Genomic DNA, 19,112 nt, shown 5'->3' with positions numbered 1-19,112 from the left:
CGGGGCTAGTGGCCGGCCGTGGCCGGGATCCCGTAGCGGTGCTCGGGCCGCCCGGTGGTGCCGTAGCGCAGCTGGATGTCGACGGCCCCGTCGTCCGCCAGCGCGGACAGATACCGTTGGGCGGTGGCCCGGGACACGCCTACACGGGCAGCGACGTCGGCGGCCGAATACTGCTCACCGGGAACCAGGGATTCCAGCACCGCGGCCTCGGTGGCCGAACGGGGACGCGCCGAGGCGACCACGTCGCCCGGGATCAGGGCGCGTTTGGCGCGCTCCACCGTCTCCTGGCTGACGGACCCCGGCTGCGCCAGGATCCGGCGGTAGCGTGCATAGGAGCGCAGCTGCTGCGAGAGGGATTCGGACGTAAACGGCTTGAGCAGGTAGCCCAGTGCCCCGCGACGGAACGCCAGGCGCAGCGAGGCCGTGTCCGAGGCCGCGCTGAGGACCACGGTGTCCACGTCCAGCTGGTGCAGCAGGTCCAGGCCCGAGGCGTCCGGGAGGTAGACGTCCAGCAGTACCAGGTCCGGGCGCAGGCTGTGGATGGCCTGCAGGGCCTGCGACGCCGAGCCGGCCGGCGGCAGCGCCAGGAACCCGGCCACCGAATCCACGTAAGCGGCATGCAGCTTGGCGACGTGGAAATCATCGTCGACAATCAGCACCCTGAAATCTTCAGACATCGTTGTCCTCTCCGCTTGATTCAGTGGTTCCCGGCATTGTTGGCCCGGATTCGGTGGTTCCCGGCAGGGTGGCGACGAACACGGCGCCCGGGCCGCCGGGGGAGCCGGCTTCGAGCAACCGCACGTCTCCGCCGCGGCGGCGCGCGAGCTGCCGGGACAGCGCCAGCCCCAGGCCCTGCCCGGCACCCGCCCGCGCCGGCCGATCCGAGGTCGTATAGCCTTCCGTGAAGACCCCTTCGGCCTCCGCGGCTGTCAGTCCGGTGCCCAGGCCGTCACCGGAATCCGCCACCACAATGTGAAGTGTGCCGGCGCCTCCGTTGATGCCCGGTTCGTCCAGGACTTCCACTTCCACCCAGCGCTCGGCCGCCGAACCGGCGACGGCGGCGTTCACGGCGTTGTCGATCAGGTTCCCCAGCACGGTGGTGACGTCCTGCGGTTCGGTGACGTGGCCGCGGACCACGGATTCCGGGCCGAGGCGCAGGCTCACGCCACGCTCGTCCGCCTCGACGCCCTTGGCGCCCAGGAAGGCCTGCAGGTAGGGATCCTGAAGCAGCTCAGCCTGGTCCACCGGGAACGCCAGCGGCCCGGTGCCCGCCAGCTTGGCCAGATAGTCCTGCGCCTGCTGGGGCTGGCCGATGCTCATGAAGCCTGCGATCGTGTGCAGCTGGTTGGCAAATTCGTGGCGCTGCGCCCGCAGGGCAGCGGACATGGTGCCGACGGCGTCGAGCTGGCGGGTCAGCTGCTGCAGCTCGGTGCGGTCCCGGAGCATCACCACCCAGCCCAGGTCCTCGCGGCGATGCAGGGCCTTGCGGGCGCTCGCCACCAGGACCCGGCCGCCGGCCACGAGCTCCACCGCCTCGCCCTCCGCCGCGTCGGCCCGGGTCAGGGCCTTCAGCTGCGCCGGCACCGGCGCGGCAGCCCAGGCGGTGCCCGCGAGGTCGGGGACGCCGAGGAGCCGCTGGGCAGCGGCGTTGAAAACGCTGACCCTGCCGTCGGCCGCAACGCCGATCACGCCGTCGTCGACGCCCTGCAACACGGCCACCTGGTCGTGCACCAGGGTGCTGATCTCCTCGGGCTCCAGTCCGAGCGTCAGCCGCTGGAGCCGCCGCCGCAGCAGGAAGGAGGCCAGCACGCCGGCCAGCAGCGCGCCGGCGGCCGTGGCGGCGATGGGGATGATGTCCCGGGCCAGGCTTTGGCTGATTGTTTCGGTGGAGTACCCCACGCTCACCTCACCCACCACCGCTCCGGAATCCGGGGCGTACACCGGGACCTTGGCGCCGGCGGACGGTCCCAGCGTGCCCGTGTTGCGGGTGGTGACCTCCCGGCCGGCAAGGGCCTCCGAGGGGTCGGTGCTGACCTTTTCACCCAGCCGTTCCGCGTCCGGGTGCGCCAGCCGGATACCGGTCTCGTCCGTGATGACCACGAACAGCGCCCCGGTGCGGGTGCGGGCACCCTCCGCGGCAGCCATCAACGGACCGGACAACAGCTCGGCCGCGGGGGGAGCGGCGGGAAGGGCGCTGATGGACCGGACCTGCGACCGCACGGACGGGTCCGAGGCCACCGTCCGGGCCAGGGTCAGCGCCTGGTTCTCCGCCTCCCGGCCCAGCCGGTCGTAGGTCAGCCAGGCATGGACGGCGCTGCTCAGCAACACCACCAGCGCCACGACGCCGAGCTGCAATAACAGTGTCTGGGTCGAAAAGCGCAGGGCCGGCAGAGCTGTGCGGCGCTTCATCGGGCTCCTGCCTGGGGTTGGAACGGACGTGAGCAAAATGCGCAAAATGCATCCAATAAGCAGTATGCCAATCAATTGAGCCAAAGGCCCAGTCGTGACGGGCGCCACTCTAACGTCTGTAGTGCGCATCACACCGGAGTGGTGTCATTCAACGAAGAAGGAGCCGGCCGTGCTGGTATTACTAGGATTCGCCATGATCGCGGTATTCATGGTGCTGATCATGACGAAGAAGTTGACGCCCGTGCTGGCGCTCATCATCGTCCCCACAGTCTTCGGGCTTTTCGCCGGCGCGGGCCTCGGCATCGGCCCGATGGTGCTGGACTCGATGAAGTCCATGACCTCCACGGCGGCGCTGCTGATGTTCGCGATCATCTACTTCGGTTTGATGATCGACGTCGGGCTCTTTGACCCGCTGGTCCGGTTCATTCTGCGCAAGCTCGGCAACGACCCCGCCAAGGTGGTCCTCGGCACGGCCATCCTCGCAGCAGCTGTTTCGCTCGACGGCGACGGCTCCACCACCTTCATCCTGACCACCGCGGCCATGCTGCCGGTCTACCTGCGGCTCAAGATGAGCCCCGTGGTCCTGACCTGCGTGGCCGGCCTTGCCAACGGCACCATGAACATCCTGCCCTGGGGCGGTCCCACCGCCCGCGCCGCAACCGCGCTGAAGCTCGACGTCAACGACGTCTTCGTGCCCATGATCCCGTCCCTCATCGCAGGACTCATTGTGGTGCTGGTCTTCTCCTGGCTGCTCGGCCTGCAGGAACGCAACCGCCTCCGCAGCACCGCCCCCGAGATCTGGGGCGTCCCGGATTCAGCTGAATCGTTCGACGGCGGCAGCCGCACCGGCCGCTTTGGCTTCGGCCGCAAGGGCGCTGGCCCCAAGGTTTCCGGCCCCGCCGGCGGCATTGCCGCCGTCGGAAGCCCCTCAACCGGCGGTTCCTCCGTTGCAGTGCTTGAGCGCACCGAGGACCTGGTTGACGACCGCGACTCCGCCATGGCCGACACCGCCCTGGACCCCAACCGCAAGACCCTGCGTCCCAAGCTGTTCTGGTTCAACCTCGGCTTGACGGCCGCGGTCATGGTGACGCTCGTCGCCAACGTCATTCCGCTCCCGTTCGTCTTCATGGTGGGCTCCGCCATTGCACTGCTGGTCAACTTCCCCAAGGTCAAGGACCAGAGCGCCCAGCTGATCGCCCACGCACCCTCGATCGTCGCCGTCGTCAGCATGGTCATGGCCGCCGCGGTCCTGACCGGCGTCCTCAACGGCACCGGCATGGTCAAGGCAATGTCGGAATGGCTGGTCCAGATCATCCCGTCCGACATGGGCCCGCTGATGGCCATCATCACCGGCGTCCTGAGCATCCCGATGACGTTCTTCATGAGCAACGACGCCTTCTACTTCGGCGTCCTGCCGGTCCTTAGCGAGACGGCGGCCCACTACGGCGTCAGCGCCGCCGAGATGGCCCGCGCTTCCATCACCGGCCAGCCCTTCCACCTGCAGAGCCCCCTGGTCCCGGCGATCCTGCTCCTGGTCTCCCTCGCCAAGGTGGACCTGGGCGACCACCACAAGAAGGTCCTCTGGCGCACGGCCGTGATCTCCCTGGTCATGCTCGGAGTAGGAGTCCTTACGGGAGCCATCGGCATCGGCTAACCAACCCCACGAGATGACAGTTCGCGGCAGTGTTTGTACAAAACACTGCCGCGAACTGTCGTCTCGGCGTCCGACGGTAACAGCAGTTCAACCCACGTAGACTGGGACGGAAAATAATCCTTTACTTGCAGGGGAGATCCATGGCTGCGATCAACCGCGACGACGTCGCGCATCTCGCGCAACTCGCGCACATCGAGATGAGTGCTGAAGAGCTGGACAGGATGGCCGGCGAACTCGCCGTCATCGTGGATTCAGTGAAGTCCGTCAGTGAAGCTGCCGGTGATGACGTCCCGGCCACGTCCCACCCGATTCCGCTGACCAATGTGTTCCGCGAGGACGTCGTGGGCCACACGTTTACGGCCGAGCAGTCCCTCTCCGGTGCCCCCGACGCGTACGAAGGCCGTTTCAAGGTCCCGGCAATCCTGGATGAGGACTAAGACCATGACTGAGAACAACGAACTGATCCGCCTCTCCGCCGCGGCGCTCGCCGAGAAGCTGGCCGCCCGGGAGGTCACCGCCGTCGAGGTCACCCAGGCCTACCTGGACCGCATCGCCGCCGTCGACGGCAAGGTCCACGCCTTCCTTCACGTCAACGCCGACGAGGCGCTCGCCGTGGCCGCCGAAGTGGACGCGATCCGCGCCGCCGGCGGTGCCGCCGCCGCCGAGCTCCATGTCCTCGCGGGCGTGCCGATCGCCGTCAAGGACCTCATTGTCACGATCGGGCAGCCCACCACGGCCGGCTCGAAGATCCTCGAAGGCTGGAACAGCCCCTACGACGCCACGGTGGTCGAGCGCCTGCGCGCCGCCAAGATGCCGATCCTGGGCAAGACCAACCTGGACGAGTTCGCGATGGGCTCGTCCACCGAACACTCCGCGTACGGCCCCACGCACAACCCGTGGGACCTGGACCGCATCCCCGGCGGCTCCGGCGGCGGTTCCGCTGCCGCCGTCGCGGCCTTCGAAGCCCCGCTGGCCCTCGGCACCGACACCGGCGGGTCCATCCGCCAGCCCGGCGCCGTCACCGGCACGGTCGGCGTCAAGCCCACGTACGGCGGCGTCTCCCGCTACGGCGCCATCGCCATGGCCTCCTCGCTGGACCAGATCGGCCCGGTGTCCCGCACCGTGCTGGACTCGGCCCTGCTGCACCAGGTGATCGGCGGACATGACCCCCGCGATTCCACCTCGCTGCCGGATCCGCTCGAGGACCTCGTGGCCGCGGCCCGGACCGGCAACGTCGAGGGCATGAAGATCGGCATCATCAAGGAGCTCCACGGCGAGGGCTACCAGGCCGGCGTCGAGAACCGCTTCAACGAATCCCTCGAGCTGCTCAAGGGCGCGGGCGCCGAGATCGTTGAGGTCTCCTGCCCCAACTTCAAGTACGCCCTGGGCGCCTACTACCTGATCATGCCCTCGGAGGCCTCCTCCAACCTGGCCAAGTTCGACGGCGTCCGCTACGGCCTGCGGGTCCTGCCCGAAGAGGGACCGCTGACGATCGAACGCGTCATGGGCGCCACCCGCGCCGCCGGCTTCGGCGATGAGGTCAAGCGCCGCATCATCCTGGGCACCTACGCCCTGAGCGCCGGCTATTACGACGCCTACTACGGTTCGGCCCAGAAGGTGCGCACCCTGATCCAGCGCGACTTCGAGGCCGCGTTCGCCAAGGCCGACGTGCTGATTTCCCCGACGGCGCCGACCACGGCGTTCAAGCTGGGCGAGAAGCTCAACGACCCGCTGGCGATGTACCTCAACGACGTCGCCACCATCCCGGCCAACATGGCAGGCGTCCCAGGCCTGTCCCTGCCCGGCGGCCTGGCTGACGAGGACGGACTGCCTGTCGGCATCCAGCTGCTGGCCCCGGCCCGCCAGGATGCCCGGCTGTACCGCGTCGGCGCAGTCCTGGAATCCCTGCTCGAGGCGCAGTGGGGCGGCCCGCTGCTGGACAAGGCTCCTTCCCTTACTGACGCTGCCGTTTCAAGCCACGGAGGTTCACACTAATGACTGACGCAACCCTCAGCTTCGAAGAGGCGATGGAGAAGTACGATCCCGTCCTGGGCTTCGAGGTCCACGTGGAGCTCAACACCAAGACCAAGATGTTCTCCTCCGCGCCGAACGTCTTCGGCGACGAGCCCAACACGAACGTCAACGAGGTGGACCTTGGCATGCCCGGCGTGCTGCCGGTGGTGAACAAGACCGCGATCGAGTCCTCGATCAAGATCGGCCTGGCGCTGAACTGCAAGATCGCCGAGAAGTGCCGCTTCGCCCGGAAGAACTACTTCTACCCGGACACCCCGAAGAATTTCCAGACTTCCCAGTACGACGAGCCCATCGCGTACGACGGCTACCTGGACATTGAGCTCTCCGACGGCACCATGTTCCGCGTCGAGATCGAACGCGCGCACATGGAGGAGGACGCCGGCAAGCTGACCCACATGGGCGGCGCCACCGGCCGCATCCAGGGCGCGGACTACTCCCTGGTGGACTACAACCGCTCCGGCGTGCCGCTGGTCGAGATCGTCACCAAGCCGATCGAGGGCGCCGGCAGCCGCGCACCCGAACTCGCCAAGGCCTACGTGGCCGCGGTCCGCGAAATCGTCAAGAACCTCGGGGTCTCGGACGCCAAGATGGAACGCGGCAACGTCCGCTGCGACGCCAACGTCTCGCTGCGCCCGCACGGCCGCGAACGCTTCGGCATCCGCTCGGAAACCAAGAACGTCAACTCGCTGCGCGCCGTCGAACACGCCGTCCGCTACGAGATCCAGCGGCACGCCGCCGTCCTGGACTCCGGCGAGCCGGTCACGCAGGAAACCCGCCACTGGCACGAGGACACGCGGACCACGACGTCGGGCCGGGCCAAGTCCGACGCCGACGACTACCGCTACTTCCCAGAGCCTGACCTGGTCCCGATCACCGCGTCCCGCGAATGGGTCGAGGAACTCCGGGCCACCCTGCCCGAGCCGCCGGCCGCCCGCCGCAAGCGCCTCCAGGCCGACTGGGGCTACTCGGACCTGGAGTTCCGCGACGTCGTCAACGCCGGCGTCATGGACGAGATCGAGGAAACCATCGCGGCCGGCGCCACCGCCACCGTGGCCCGCAAATGGTGGATGGGCGAAATCGTTGGACGCGCCAAGAACGCCGACGTCGATCCCGGCCAGCTCGGCGTCGCACCGGCGACCATCGTGGAACTGAACCAGATGGTCGAGGACGGCAAGATCAACAACAAGATGGCCACCGAGGTCCTCGACGGCGTGCTCGCCGGCGAAGGCACCCCGGCGGAAATCGTCGAAAAGCGCGGCCTCGCCGTGGTCTCCGACGACGCACCGCTGCTCGAAGCCATCGACGCGGCCCTCGCCGCGCAGCCCGGCGTCGCGGACAAGATCCGAGGCGGCAAGATCCAGGCGATCGGCGCGATCGTCGGCGCCGTCATGAAGGCCACCCGCGGCCAGGCCGACGCCGGCCGCGTCAAGGAGCTGATCCTGGAACGCCTCGGCGTCGAAGGCTAGCCCCTAGCCGCCCACTAAATCGGTCATGATGGTCTGCAGAGCTTCGCAGACCATCATGACCGATGTGCGTTTAAGGTTCTCCGGCCTGGCCAGAAGGTCGATCCGGCGCCGGGTGCTGATGCCCTCCAGCGGCCGCAGCACAATGTCCGGGTTCAACACCGGCCGTGCGGTGTGCCGCGGCAGCAGCCCGATCACGCCGCCAGCCGCCACGAGCGCCGCCACAGTCGAGTAGTCGTTGATACGGTGCACGATGTTCAGCTCACGGCTGGAGACCGCCGCGACGGCGGACAGCACGTCTGCCGGGGAGTAGCCGGCACGGCTCGTCACCCACGGTTCGCCCACGACGTCGTCGGCGGTCACCGCCGGCTGGCCGGCCAGCCGGTGCCCGGCCGGCAGGGCCACGTCCAGCGGCTCGTGCGCGAGCGGGATCACCGCGACGCGTTCCTCGGGCCAGCGCGGGCTGTGATCCATCCGGTGCGCCAGGACCAGGTCGTAGCGGGCCGTCAGTGCCGGGAAATCCTGCTGGGCGACGTCCTCGTCGGAGAGTAGGATCCGGGGTTGCCCGGGGCCGTCCAGGAGCCGGGCCAGCGGCGCGAACAAGGCCTGCCCGGCACTGTGGAAACCGCTGAGCGTCACCGGCGCCACCGGCGAGCCGTGGTAGGCGCCGATCGCCATCTTCGCATCCGCCATCGCGCTGACCACCGCGGCTCCGGCATCCGCCAGGACCTGGCCGGCCTCCGTGAGCACCAGGTTCCGGCCCTCCTTGCGCGTCAGCGGCACCTCAACGGTCTTCTGCAGCGCGGCCAGTTGCTGGGACACGGCCGACGGCGTCACGAGGAGGGTTTCGGCGACGGCCTTGACGCTGCCCAAGGCTCCGAGTTCGCGCAGCATCTCCAACTGGTGGATTTCCATGCCAGCCATTCTATGCAACAGCATTTCCTAATTCGTCGATTGAGAAAAATTCGGTTGTGCTAATGCTTTCTGATGGGTCTAATGGGGTGAGTTGTCCCACAAAAGCACAGTTAGGAAGGCCCATGAAGGCTCTCTACAAGGCCGGCGCCCACGCAGGGTTCGAGCTCGTCGACCGTCCCGAGCCGAAGACCGGCCCCGGCGACGTCAAGATCCGCGTCATGACCACCGGCATCTGCGGCACCGACCTGCACATCCAGGCCTGGGACGCCTGGGCGCAGGGCATCATCAACGCCCCCCTGATCGCCGGCCACGAGTTCTACGGCGAGGTGGTGGAGACCGGCGAGGACGTCCTGGACGTCAAGGTGGGGGACCGGGTCTCCGGTGAAGGCCACATCGTCTGCGGCATCTGCCGCAACTGCCGTGCCGGCCGGCGGCAGATGTGCATCAACACCGTCAGCGTCGGCGTCCAGCGCGACGGCGCCTTCGCCGAGTTCGTGGTGATCCCCGAGACCAACGTCTGGGTTCACCAGGACCCCTCCGTCACGCCGGAACTCGGCGCCATCTTCGACCCCTTCGGCAACGCCGTCCACACCGCCCTGAGCTTCCCGCTCGTCGGTGAGGACGTCCTGATCACCGGGGCCGGGCCCATCGGCCTGATGGCGATCGCCGTCGCCCGGCACGCCGGGGCGCGGAAGATCGCGATCACCGACGTCTCCGCGCCGCGGCTGGAACTGGCCCGCAGGCTCGGCGTCGACCTCGCGATCGACGTCTCGAAGATGCGGGTCAAGGACGCCCAGCGCGAACTCGGCATGCGCGAAGGCTTCGACATCGGCATGGAAATGTCGGGACACCCCACCGCGCTGCCTGAGATGATCGACAACATGAACCACGGCGGCCGGATCGCAATGCTGGGACTGCCCAGCCAGTCCATCGACATCAACTGGGGCAAGGTGGTCACGCACATGCTGACCATGAAGGGCATCTACGGCCGCGAAATGTTCGAGACCTGGTACGCGATGAGCGCCATCCTCTCCTCCAACCCGGTCCTGCACGCGAACATTTCGGCCGTAGTCACGGACACGCTGCCGGCCACCGACTGGGAAAAGGGTTTCGAGGTGGCCCGCGCCGGAGTCGGCGGCAAGGTGGTCCTCGACTGGACCGTTTTCTAGGCCCGCCGCTTTTCAGAACCCCCCTGCCAGACACCGCCTTCCACGCACAGCATTTGCCCCCGCATCCAACCAGCCGAGGAGCCAACCCATGTATTCCGCCATCAAGGACCAGCTGCAGCACGAACTCGATGAGATCCGCAGCGCCGGACTGTTCAAGACCGAGCGGCACATCGACTCGCCGCAGGCCAACCGCATCAAGGCCGGGCAGATCGGCGAGTCCGGCGCCGACGTGCTGAACTTCTGCGCCAACAACTACCTGGGCCTCGCCGACCACCCGGACATCATTGCCGCGGCGAAGACCGCGATGGACACCCGCGGCTTCGGCATGGCCAGCGTGCGCTTCATCTGCGGCACCCAGGACCTGCACCTGGCACTGGAGCAGCGCGTCTCGGCGTTCCTCGGCACTGAAGACACCATCCTGTTCTCCAGCTGCTTCGACGCCAACGGCGGCGTGTTCGAGTCCCTCTTCGGCCCGGAAGACGCCGTCATCTCCGACGCCCTGAACCATGCCTCCATCATTGACGGCATCCGGCTCTGCAAGGCCCAGCGCTTCCGCTACGCCAACCAGGACATGGCGGACCTTGAGGCGAAGCTGATCGCGGCCAGCACGCAGGAGAACCCGGCGCGCCGCAAGATCATCGTCACCGACGGCGTCTTCTCGATGGACGGCTTCCTGGCCCCGCTCGAAGCGATCTGCGACCTCGCCGAAAAGTACGACGCCCTGGTCATGGTGGACGACTCCCACGCGGTGGGCTTCATGGGCGCCACCGGTGCCGGCACGCCGGAACACGCCGGCGTCTCAGACCGCGTGGACATCTACACCGGCACGTTCGGCAAGGCACTCGGCGGCGCGTCCGGCGGCTACGTCTCCGGCCGCAGTGAAGTCATCGCCATGCTCCGCCAGAAGGCCCGCCCGTACCTGTTCTCCAACTCGCTGGCCCCGGCGATCGTCGCGGCCACGCTCAAAGCCTTGGACCTCGTGGAAAACTCCGGCGAACTGCGCGGCAAGCTCTTCGCGAACGCGGAGCTCTTCCGGAACCGCATGAGCGAGGAAGGCTTCGACTTGCTCCCCGGCGAGCACGCGATTGTCCCGGTAATGTTCGGCGACGCCGTCATGGCGGCCAAGGTGGCCGACGCCATGCTCCACAACGGCGTCTTCGTCACGGCGTTCAGCTACCCAGTGGTGCCCAAGGGCGCCGCGCGGATCCGCGTCCAGCTTTCGGCCGCGCACAGCACGGACGACGTCGAGGCCTGCGTCCAGGCATTCGTGCGCAGCCGCGCGGCGGTGGCCGCAGCCTAGGGCGGCTGATCCCTGAGGCCGGGCCCCAGTTCAGCACGGGGTCCGGTCTCACTCCAGGGGTCCGGCCTGCCCCGGCCGTGCTCGTTCATCCAGGCTTCCTCCACTGGCTTATCCGCGGGACATGCCCAGCTCCGGCAGCGAGGACTGGACATAATGCCACTTTGTCCAACGGCCACGACCAACGAAGGGCATGTCCCGGGCCGGCATGCGGCAACGAGGGACATGTCCAGCGATGCGGACCGGGGAAGGGCATGTCCCGGGCCGGCACGCGGCAACGAGGGACATGTCCAGTCGTGCGGACCGGGGAAGGGCATGTCCCGGGCCGGCACGCGGCCGCGCTGGCGCAGGTGTTGGAGCGGCCTGACGCCACAATCTGCAAGGATGGGACCATGTCAGCTCATTACGATGTCGTAATTGTCGGCGGCGGTATCGCCGGCCTGTCCCTTGCCTCCACCCTGGCCGGGCAATGCAGCGTGGCCCTGATCGAAGCCGAGCAGACCCTGGCCTACCACACCTCGGCCCGCTCGGCCCGGCAACTGATTCCCAGCTACGGCCCGCCCGTGGTCCAGGAACTGACCGTCCGGACCCTGGACCTCATCGCGGCCCAGGACGCCGAACGTCCGGAACCGGTGCTCACGCCGCGCAGCTTCATGCTGATCGGGGACGACGCCACCGTCCGGGCGGAGGCCAGCGGCCACATGCGCCCCATCACCCACGCCGAGGCGCTGGAGCTGTGCCCCGCCCTTGTCCCGGAATCCTTCAGCGCCGCCGGCCTGGACACGGGATCCTTCGCCTGCAACGCCCCCGTCCTGCTCGAGGACCACCGGCGCCGTGCCGAGGCCGGCGGCGTGGACATCATCACCGGCGCCAGGGTCCATTCGGCCCAGCGGCTCGGCACCGGCTGGGAACTGGGTGCCGGGCAGGAAGGCTTCCAGTCCGCCGTCGTGGTCAACGCCGCCGGCGCCTGGGCAGACGAACTCGCCGTCCTCAGCGGCGTCGAGAAGCTGGGCCTGCAGCCGTACCGGCGCACCGCGGCGATCGTCGACGTTGAGAATCCCCTCCCGGAGGCCTGCCCGATGGTGGCGGCGGCCGATGACAGCTTCTATTTCCGGCCCGACGACGGCCAGGTCCTGATCTCGCCCGCCGAACACGTGCCCAGCGGGCCCGAGGACGCCCGGCCCTATCCCGGCGACATCGAACGGCTCGTCGCCCGGCTCAACACGATCACCACACTCGGGATCCGGGGCGTCCGCACGGCCTGGACGGGGCTGCGGACGGAGGCGGCCGACGGCGTCCCCGTGGTGGGGTTCGACGCCGAGGCCACCGGATTCTTCTGGCTCGCCGGCCAGGGCGGGTACGGATTCCAGACCTCATCCGGCATCGCGGAACTGGCCGCCGGGCTGATCCTGGCCGGCCAGGGATCCGCAGCCGCAGCCGCAGCTGCCCCGGCTGTGCCCTCCGCGCGGGACGCTAGTCCGGCATCCCGGACAGCGGAGGCGCTGGCCGCAACCCGCTGGTCCATCCGGCGCTGAAGAATGGATCCATGAGCACCCTCATCACCAATATCGCCGAACTGATGACCCAGGACGCGGAACACCGCGTCCTCCGCGACGCGGCGGTGGTGATCGAGGGGGAGCGGATTTCCTGGCTCGGCCCCGCGGCGGACGCTCCGGCGGCCGACGAAGCCGTGGACGCCGGGGGCCGGGCGCTCCTGCCGGGCTGGGTCGATTCGCACACGCACCTGATCTTCGCAGGGGACCGCACGGCCGAGTTCGAGGCCCGGATGGCGGGGGAGAGCTACAGCGCCGGCGGGATCGCCGTGACCACCGGTGCCACCCGGAGCACGAGCGACTTCGACCTCACCCGGCTGGCGATGGGCCGCGTCGCGGAGGCCGTGTCACAGGGCACCACTTACCTGGAGACCAAAACAGGCTACGGCCTGGACCTCGAGAACGAGGCCCGCAGCGCCCGCATCGCCTCTACCGTGGCGGACGAGGTGACCTACCTTGGGGCGCACCTCGTTCCCGCCGGGATAGACGCAGAGGACTACACCGAGCTGGTCTGCGGGCCGATGCTCACCGCGGTCAGGCCCTACGTCCGCTGGGCCGACGTCTTCTGCGAGCAGGGCGCCTTCAACGAGGACCAGTCCCGCCGGGTGCTGCTGGCCTGCAAGGCGGCCGGGCTGGGGCTGCGGGTCCACGGCAACCAGCTCGGGGAGGGTCCCGGCGTCCGGCTGGCCGTGGAAGTCGGCGCCGCGAGCGTGGACCACGTGAACTACCTTTCTGCTGCGGACGTCGACGCGCTCGCCGCCAGCTGGTCCGGCTGGGACGGCGGCGGCAACGGCACGCCTGGAGCCGGGCAGCGCGGCACGGTGGCCACCTGCCTTCCGGCCTGCGATCTTTCCACCCGGCAGCCGCTGGCCCCCGGCCGGGAGCTGCTCGACGCCGGCGTGCAGCTGGCGCTGGCGTCCAACTGCAACCCCGGCACGTCCTACACGAGCTCCATGGCCTTCTGCGTCACCACCGCCGTGCTGCAGATGCGCCTCAGCGTCCATGAGGCGGTGCGCGCCGCGACCTACGGCGGCGCCCTGGCCCTGGGCCGGGAGTCCGGGAGGGACGTCGACGGCGAACGCGCGGTGGGCTCGATCGCCGTCGGACACCGCGCGGACCTGCACCTGCTCAACGCGCCTTCCGCCACGCACCTGGCCTACCGGCCCGGCATCCCCCTGACGCACGCGGTGTGGCGGGCCGGCGCAGCGCAGCCGGTCCGTTAGCCAGGCCGTCCGTTAGCCAGGCGGCTCTCTGATCCGGCTCGAGCCGGTTAGAACACCATGGGCGGAGCGTCGAGGACGGTCTCGTCCACGCGCCTCTCCTCCCACTGCGTGAACGGCTTGTCGAGCTCGTACTTGCCGCGCGAGGTGCGCAGCAGGGTGCGGACCTCGGCGTTTTCCGGGTTGTTCAAGGACTCAAAATATTCCACGGACCAGTGGAACCAGCGCATGCAGAACAGCCGCATGGTCAGCCCGTGCGTCACGAACAGTGCGTTCGGGGCATAGCTGGGCTTCGACCAGTGCCGGTGCAGGGTTTCCATGAAGGAGGAAATCCTGTCGTACACATCCGAACCGGACTCGCCCTCGCGGAAGCGGTAGAAGAAGTGCCCGTAGGCGTTGCGGAGCTCCTTCTGGTCCTCGATGTCGCCGGCGATCTGAAAGTTGGCCCAGTCCTGTTCGCGCAGGCGCGGTTCCTCGATCACCCGCTCCACGAGGGGACCGAGGTTGAGCGCCTCGAGGGTCTGGTAGGCGCGCAGGTACGGGGAGACGTAGACGCACACCGGACGGCCGCCCAGCTGGCGCCGGACCTCCTCCCCGGCCGCGGTGGCCTGCTCCAGGCCCAGGGGTGTCAACGGGATCCGGTAGTCCGGAACACGGTTGTAGATCGAGGTATCGGCATTGGCGGCAGACTGGCCGTGCCGGATCATGATGATTTTCCGGGGCGCACTCATAATCCCCAAGCATAGGGCTCCCAAAAAGCCGGTGGCACCGGCGCGGCCGGCACCACGCGGGCACCAGCAAACAATCGGCAACTGCAGGCAAGATAGGAACATGTTGGTTCCCTCCCGCCGTCGGCTGCGGTTCGAAATGTTGATTGTCCTGGGCCTGTCGCTGGGGCAGTCCGCGGTCTACTCCCTGGTGCAGTTGCTGGACAAGATGACCACGGCGCCACTGGCCCAGGGGACGTCCACGCTGAACCGTTCGCAGAGCCCGCGCGAATACTTCGACCTCACCTACCAGATGCTGGACATCTTCTTCGCGCTGGTCCCGGTGGCCCTCGTGATCTACTTCCTCACCGAACACTGGCCGGCCGGAGAGCGCGGAACCTCGGCGTTCCGAAAGATCGGCTTCGACTTCGCCCGGCCCGGCAAGGACCTCCTGCAGGGGCTGGGGCTCGCCGCGCTCATCGGCATTCCGTCCCTGGGACTCTACGCCGCCGGCCGGGCGCTGGGGATCACGACGTCGATCATCCCCAGCGCGCTGGACCCGTACTGGTGGACCGTGCCGGTACTGGTCCTGTCCGCGATCCGGCACGGGATCGTGGAGGAAGTGATTGTGGTGGGCTACCTGCTGGACCGGCTCGGGAAACTGGGCTGGGGCATGCCGGCGGCCATCGCCGCCAGCGCCCTGCTCCGCGGCAGCTACCACCTGTACCAGGGGTTCGGGCCGTTCATCGGCAACGCGATAATGGGCGTCGTCTTCGCGCTGGTCTACACGCGGACCAAACGGGTGATGCCGCTCGTGATCGCCCACGCCATCCTGGACACCGTGGCGTTCGTGGGATTCAGTCTGTTCGGCAAGGCCGTGGGCCTGGGCTGAGTACCTGGCCGGCCTTTAAATGATCTCGGCCGCCATCTCCTAGGTGACATCGTTGGCACCTAAGAGATGGCGGCCGAAGCGTGGGGCAGGTGGAGCGTTAGATCGTGACCGCTCCGGAGGCTGTCTCGAAGGTGACAGAGAGGATGCCCGGAGTACCGTGCGGCGCGATCCAGTTCACGGCGACGTCTTCCAGCGGCTTTTCAACCGGCTCGCCCAGCCATTCCGTCACGCGCGCTGCCGAACCGGCAATGGTCAGTGCGGACATCTTGACTTCGCTCGCGTAGGCGTTGGACGGGTGCAGCTCCGGGTCGCCCTCCCATTTGAGCATGTAGGGCACTTGGGGGTCCGCGATGAGCCCCAGGATGCCGATCTGCTTCCAGACCAGTTCGCGGCCGTCCGGAAACTTCCGGTTGCCGTTGACGGCCGCGCGGCCCAGCCGCTCCTCGAACGGGGCGAGATCGTCAACCTCGACGCACCAGCCCATCCAGCCGCCGCCCGCTTCCGAGCGTGCCCGGACTGCCTGGCCGAACGGGGCCTTGTCCGATGCCGGGTGGTTCAGGACCTCCACGACTTCCAGGTACTTGTGTCCCGCGAGCGGGATAATCATGTTGCGTGTCCCGAAACGGGGGTGCACTCCACCCTTCACGGCTTCAACGCCGAGGGCAGACGCAATACGTTCAGTGGTGGCTGCCAAGCCATCGTGTTCACAGGCGTAAGAGACGTGATCCATGCGCATGCCATCATCTTGGCACTTTGTGATGGACCTCTCAGCTTAGGTTCCCCTAACCGTCATGGGATGTCCGACGGCGGCAGGCGCGGTGTCCCGCGAGGCGCCGCCACGGCAACCGTCTTCATCTTCGTCACAAAGCTATCCAGGGCTCCGCCGCCATTCCTACACTGAAGCCAGGTCATGAGTGCCAGCGCACAGCCCCGGCTTGCTGGCCGGCAACCCTCGTATCGCGGTGGGGTGCCCCGGGTGAAGACCTGGCCGTCCGGCGCCCGCCGGAGGGCAAGCGCGGCGCCTGTGCCGGTCCGGGCCCAAAGCCCTGGCCGGTGCTGTGCCCGGTCCCTTTGAGGAGCATCAATGTCCAACGCCTGGTCCTTCGAAACCCGCCAGATCCACGCCGGCCAGGAGCCGGACAGCGCCACCGGCGCGCGGTCCCTGCCCATCTACCAGACGACGTCGTTCGTGTTCCCCAGCGCCGAAAGCGCCGCCAACCGCTTCGCACTCGCCGAACTCGCCCCCATCTACACCCGGATCGGCAACCCCACGCAGGACGCCGTCGAGCAGCGCGTGGCCAGCCTGGAAGGCGGCCTCGCGGCCCTGCTGCTCAGCTCCGGCCAGGCCGCGGAGACCTTCGCGATCCTCAACGTCGCCGAGGCCGGGGACCATGTGGTGGCCAGCCCCAGCCTCTACGGCGGAACCTACAACCTGCTCGCCCACACGCTGAAGAAATTCGGCATCTCCGTGACCTTCGTGGAGGACCCGGACAACCTGGACCAGTGGCGGGACGCCGTCCGGTCCAACACCAAGCTGTTCTTCGGCGAAGTGGTCTCCAACCCCCGCCAGGACGTCCTGGACATCGAGGGCATCTCCGATGTGGCGCACGAGGCCGGGGTGCCGCTGATCGTCGACAACACGCTCTCCACCCCGTACCTGATCCGGCCCATCGAGTGGGGCGCGGACATCGTGGTCCACTCCGCCACCAAGTACCTCGGCGGCCATGGCGCCGCGATCGCCGGCGTGATCGTGGACTCCGGCAACTTCGACTTCGGCAAGGACCCGGAGCGGTTCCCCGGTTTCAACACCCCGGACCCTACCTACAACGGCCTGGTTTACGCCCGCGATCTCGGTGCGGAGGGGGCGCTGGGCGCGAACCTTTCCTACATCCTCAAGGCCCGCGTCCAGCTCCTGCGCGACCTCGGCTCCGCCGTTTCCCCGTTCAACGCCTTCCTCATCGCCCAGGGCATCGAAACGCTGAGCCTGCGGGTCGAACGCCACGTGGCCAACGCCACCAAGGTGGCGCACTGGCTGGAGGCAAGGGACGACGTCGAATCGGTCGCCTACGCCGGGCTGCCGTCCAGCCCCTGGTACGAGCGAGGCCGCAAGTACGGGCCCAAGGGGACCGGCGCCGTCGTGGCGTTCAACATCGCCGGGGGAGCCGAGGCCGGCAAGCGGTTCGCCGATGCGCTCGAACTGCACTCGCACGTCGCGAACATCGGCGATGTCCGTTCCCTGGTAATCCACCCGGCGTCGACCACCCACAGCCAGCTCTCGCCCGAACAGCAGGCGATCGCCGGCGTCAATCCCGGGCTGGTGCGGCTTTCGGTGGGCCTGGAACACATCGACGACATCCTCGCGGACCTCGACGCCGGATTCCGCGCGGCCAAGGGCGCCTAGGCAAGCAGGGCGGCCGGCGGCCGGTGTCCCCTCGACGGGACGGCCGGCCGCCGGGCTGTCACATGGAAGTCACAATCTTCGTGATTTCCGCCCCCTGTTTCGTAGACTCGTACCAGGTCATGAGTGCCAGTGACAGCCCCGGCTTGCTGGCCGGCAACCCTCCTATTGCGGCGGGGTGCCCCGGGTGAAGACCTGGCCTGCCGGTCAGCTGACGGCAGGCAAGCGCGAAGATAGGTCCTCACATGACGATTGCCGTCACCCGCACGGGTGCTCCCGAAACCAAGCCATCCCGCAACCCGGACGGGACCGTCCAGTACGTCCGGATCGGCGACCTGCAGCTCGAATCAGGGATTCCGCTGCCCGATGTGGTCCTCGCCTACGAGACGTGGGGGACCCTGAACGCGGACGCCTCCAACGCCGTCCTCATAGAACACGCCCTGACCGGCGACACGCACGTGACCCGCGGCGACAGCGAGGAACCCGGCTGGTGGGAACAGCTCGCCGGACCCGGGGCTCCCGTGGACACTGACAAGTACTTCGTCGTTTCAATCAACATCCTGGGCGGCTGCCACGGTTCCACGGGACCCTCCACCCCGGCCCCCGACGGGCGCCCCTGGGGATCGCGGTTCCCGCTCGTCACCCTGCGGGACACCGCCGCCGCCGAGGCGCGGCTGGCCGACGCCCTGGGCATCGGCAGCTGGTATGCCGTGCTGGGCGGCTCACTCGGCGGCGCGCGCGCACTCGAATGGGCCGTCACGTTCCCCGGCCGGGTCCGGCGCTGCGCCGTGATTTCCGTCGGCGCCAGCAGCACGGCCGAACAGATTGCCTTCGCGCAGGCCCAGACCCTGGCCATCCGCCAGGACCCCCATTTCAACGGCGGAAATTACTACGGCGGCCCGGAACCCGAAGCAGGTCTCGCCCTCGCCCGCCGCATCGCGCACATCACCTACCGATCGGCGGCCGAACTGGACGGCCGGTTTGGCCGGAACGCCCAGGAGTCCGAGGCGACCCTGGAAGCCGGGTCGCTGGCCGGACGCGGGCGCTACCAGGTGGAAAGCTACCTGGACCACCAGGGCAGCAAACTGGTCCGGCGCTTTGACGCGAACAGCTACATCGCCATCACCGAAGCCCTCATGAGCCACGATGTCTGCCGGGGGCGCGGCAGCCTCGGGGAGGCCCTGGCCCCGGCCACCGCAGAGTTCCTGGTGGCGGCGGTGGACTCGGACCGCCTGTATTTCCCGGCCCAGTCCCGTCAACTGGCCGAGGCCTTGCCGGGCGGCCCCGAACTGCACATCATTGAAGCGCCGATCGGCCATGACGGCTTCCTGACCGAAATCGGCCAGCTCAGCGCCCAGCTGCGTGAGGCCTTCTTCGGCCACTAGACCACATCGGTTGTGC

16 protein-coding genes and 2 riboswitches are annotated in these 19,112 nt (G+C 68.3%); of the genes, 11 read left to right on the top strand and 5 right to left on the bottom strand.

The genetic code is table 11. The features are described 5' to 3' along the window. Positions 1-5 precede the first annotated feature (5 nt). Both AC1D2F_RS07860 and AC1D2F_RS07855 read right to left on the bottom strand, forming a co-directional pair. The gene (locus AC1D2F_RS07860; RefSeq protein ID WP_229993771.1) at positions 6-677 is read right to left on the bottom strand and encodes a response regulator; all 672 of its coding nucleotides are present in this window, start codon (positions 675-677) and stop codon (positions 6-8) included. Beyond that, positions 670-2,409 carry a sensor histidine kinase gene (locus tag AC1D2F_RS07855; RefSeq protein ID WP_364747314.1) on the bottom strand — a complete coding sequence of 580 codons (1,740 nt, stop codon included), beginning with the start codon at positions 2,407-2,409 and terminating at the stop codon, positions 670-672. The genes AC1D2F_RS07860 and AC1D2F_RS07855 overlap by 8 nt, the downstream gene beginning before the upstream one ends. Positions 2,410-2,578: 169 nt before the next feature. On the opposite strand from AC1D2F_RS07855, the gene AC1D2F_RS07850 reads away from it, so the two are divergent. The 4 genes from AC1D2F_RS07850 to gatB all read left to right on the top strand — a co-directional run bounded on the left by AC1D2F_RS07850 (position 2,579) and on the right by gatB (position 7,563). Continuing rightward, positions 2,579-4,063: a CitMHS family transporter gene (locus AC1D2F_RS07850; RefSeq protein WP_229993769.1), complete on the top strand. Its 1,485-nt coding sequence runs from the start codon at positions 2,579-2,581 to the stop codon at positions 4,061-4,063. A 140-nt stretch (positions 4,064-4,203) separates the two neighbouring features. Further along, positions 4,204-4,500, top strand: coding sequence for an Asp-tRNA(Asn)/Glu-tRNA(Gln) amidotransferase subunit GatC (gene gatC, locus AC1D2F_RS07845; protein WP_026537696.1), 297 nt, complete (start codon positions 4,204-4,206; stop codon positions 4,498-4,500). Between the two features lie 4 nt (positions 4,501-4,504). Further along, positions 4,505-6,058, top strand: coding sequence for an Asp-tRNA(Asn)/Glu-tRNA(Gln) amidotransferase subunit GatA (gene gatA / locus AC1D2F_RS07840; protein WP_229993768.1), 1,554 nt, complete (start codon positions 4,505-4,507; stop codon positions 6,056-6,058). Next, a complete protein-coding gene (gatB, locus tag AC1D2F_RS07835; RefSeq protein ID WP_229993767.1) occupies positions 6,058-7,563 on the top strand; it encodes an Asp-tRNA(Asn)/Glu-tRNA(Gln) amidotransferase subunit GatB in 1,506 nt (501 codons plus the stop codon). The genes gatA and gatB overlap by 1 nt, the downstream gene beginning before the upstream one ends. A 3-nt stretch (positions 7,564-7,566) precedes the next feature. On the opposite strand, the gene AC1D2F_RS07830 is transcribed toward gatB, so the two are convergent. Next, the gene (locus AC1D2F_RS07830; RefSeq protein WP_229993766.1) at positions 7,567-8,475 is read right to left on the bottom strand and encodes a LysR family transcriptional regulator; all 909 of its coding nucleotides are present in this window, start codon (positions 8,473-8,475) and stop codon (positions 7,567-7,569) included. Between the two features lie 122 nt (positions 8,476-8,597). Here AC1D2F_RS07830 and tdh point away from each other — a divergent pair, with 122 nt between their 5' ends. From tdh to AC1D2F_RS07810, 4 genes are all read left to right on the top strand, one after another. After that, entirely contained in the window at positions 8,598-9,644 is a 1,047-nt protein-coding gene (tdh, locus tag AC1D2F_RS07825) for an L-threonine 3-dehydrogenase (RefSeq protein ID WP_229993765.1), read from the top strand. A gap of 88 nt (positions 9,645-9,732) precedes the next feature. Next, positions 9,733-10,944, top strand: a complete 1,212-nt coding sequence (locus AC1D2F_RS07820) for a glycine C-acetyltransferase (RefSeq protein ID WP_229993764.1) — start codon at positions 9,733-9,735, stop codon at positions 10,942-10,944. Positions 10,945-11,333: 389 nt separating this feature from the next. Beyond that, complete coding sequence (locus AC1D2F_RS07815; RefSeq protein WP_364747319.1) at positions 11,334-12,476, top strand: NAD(P)/FAD-dependent oxidoreductase; 1,143 nt, start codon at positions 11,334-11,336, stop codon at positions 12,474-12,476. Between the two features lie 11 nt (positions 12,477-12,487). Further along, the gene (locus AC1D2F_RS07810) at positions 12,488-13,717 is read left to right on the top strand and encodes an amidohydrolase family protein (RefSeq protein WP_229993762.1); all 1,230 of its coding nucleotides are present in this window, start codon (positions 12,488-12,490) and stop codon (positions 13,715-13,717) included. A 47-nt stretch (positions 13,718-13,764) separates the two neighbouring features. On the opposite strand, the gene AC1D2F_RS07805 is transcribed toward AC1D2F_RS07810, so the two are convergent. Then, positions 13,765-14,445, bottom strand: a complete 681-nt coding sequence (locus tag AC1D2F_RS07805) for a histidine phosphatase family protein (RefSeq protein WP_229993761.1) — start codon at positions 14,443-14,445, stop codon at positions 13,765-13,767. 100 nt (positions 14,446-14,545) lie between these two features. Between AC1D2F_RS07805 and AC1D2F_RS07800 the strand changes: the two genes are divergently transcribed. Further along, the gene (locus AC1D2F_RS07800; RefSeq protein ID WP_229993760.1) at positions 14,546-15,313 is read left to right on the top strand and encodes a CPBP family intramembrane glutamic endopeptidase; all 768 of its coding nucleotides are present in this window, start codon (positions 14,546-14,548) and stop codon (positions 15,311-15,313) included. Positions 15,314-15,410: 97 nt separating this feature from the next. On the opposite strand, the gene AC1D2F_RS07795 is transcribed toward AC1D2F_RS07800, so the two are convergent. Further along, a complete protein-coding gene (locus AC1D2F_RS07795) occupies positions 15,411-16,049 on the bottom strand; it encodes a VOC family protein (RefSeq protein WP_229993759.1) in 639 nt (212 codons plus the stop codon). Between the two features lie 170 nt (positions 16,050-16,219). Beyond that, positions 16,220-16,335: riboswitch (SAM riboswitch) on the top strand. A gap of 62 nt (positions 16,336-16,397) precedes the next feature. Between AC1D2F_RS07795 and AC1D2F_RS07790 the strand changes: the two genes are divergently transcribed. Together AC1D2F_RS07790 and metX are read left to right on the top strand one after the other, a co-directional pair. Continuing rightward, positions 16,398-17,714: a bifunctional o-acetylhomoserine/o-acetylserine sulfhydrylase gene (locus AC1D2F_RS07790; protein ID WP_476966504.1), complete on the top strand. Its 1,317-nt coding sequence runs from the start codon at positions 16,398-16,400 to the stop codon at positions 17,712-17,714. A 115-nt stretch (positions 17,715-17,829) separates the two neighbouring features. Beyond that, positions 17,830-17,945: riboswitch (SAM riboswitch) on the top strand. 11 nt (positions 17,946-17,956) lie between these two features. Then, positions 17,957-19,096: a homoserine O-acetyltransferase MetX gene (gene metX, locus AC1D2F_RS07785; protein ID WP_229993757.1), complete on the top strand. Its 1,140-nt coding sequence runs from the start codon at positions 17,957-17,959 to the stop codon at positions 19,094-19,096. The last annotated feature ends 16 nt before the right edge of the window (positions 19,097-19,112 follow it).

Source organism: Arthrobacter sp. P1_B3 (genome assembly GCF_056406615.1).
Note: the sequence above shows the minus strand (reverse complement) of the source record. Positions and strands in the feature narration are given on the sequence as shown.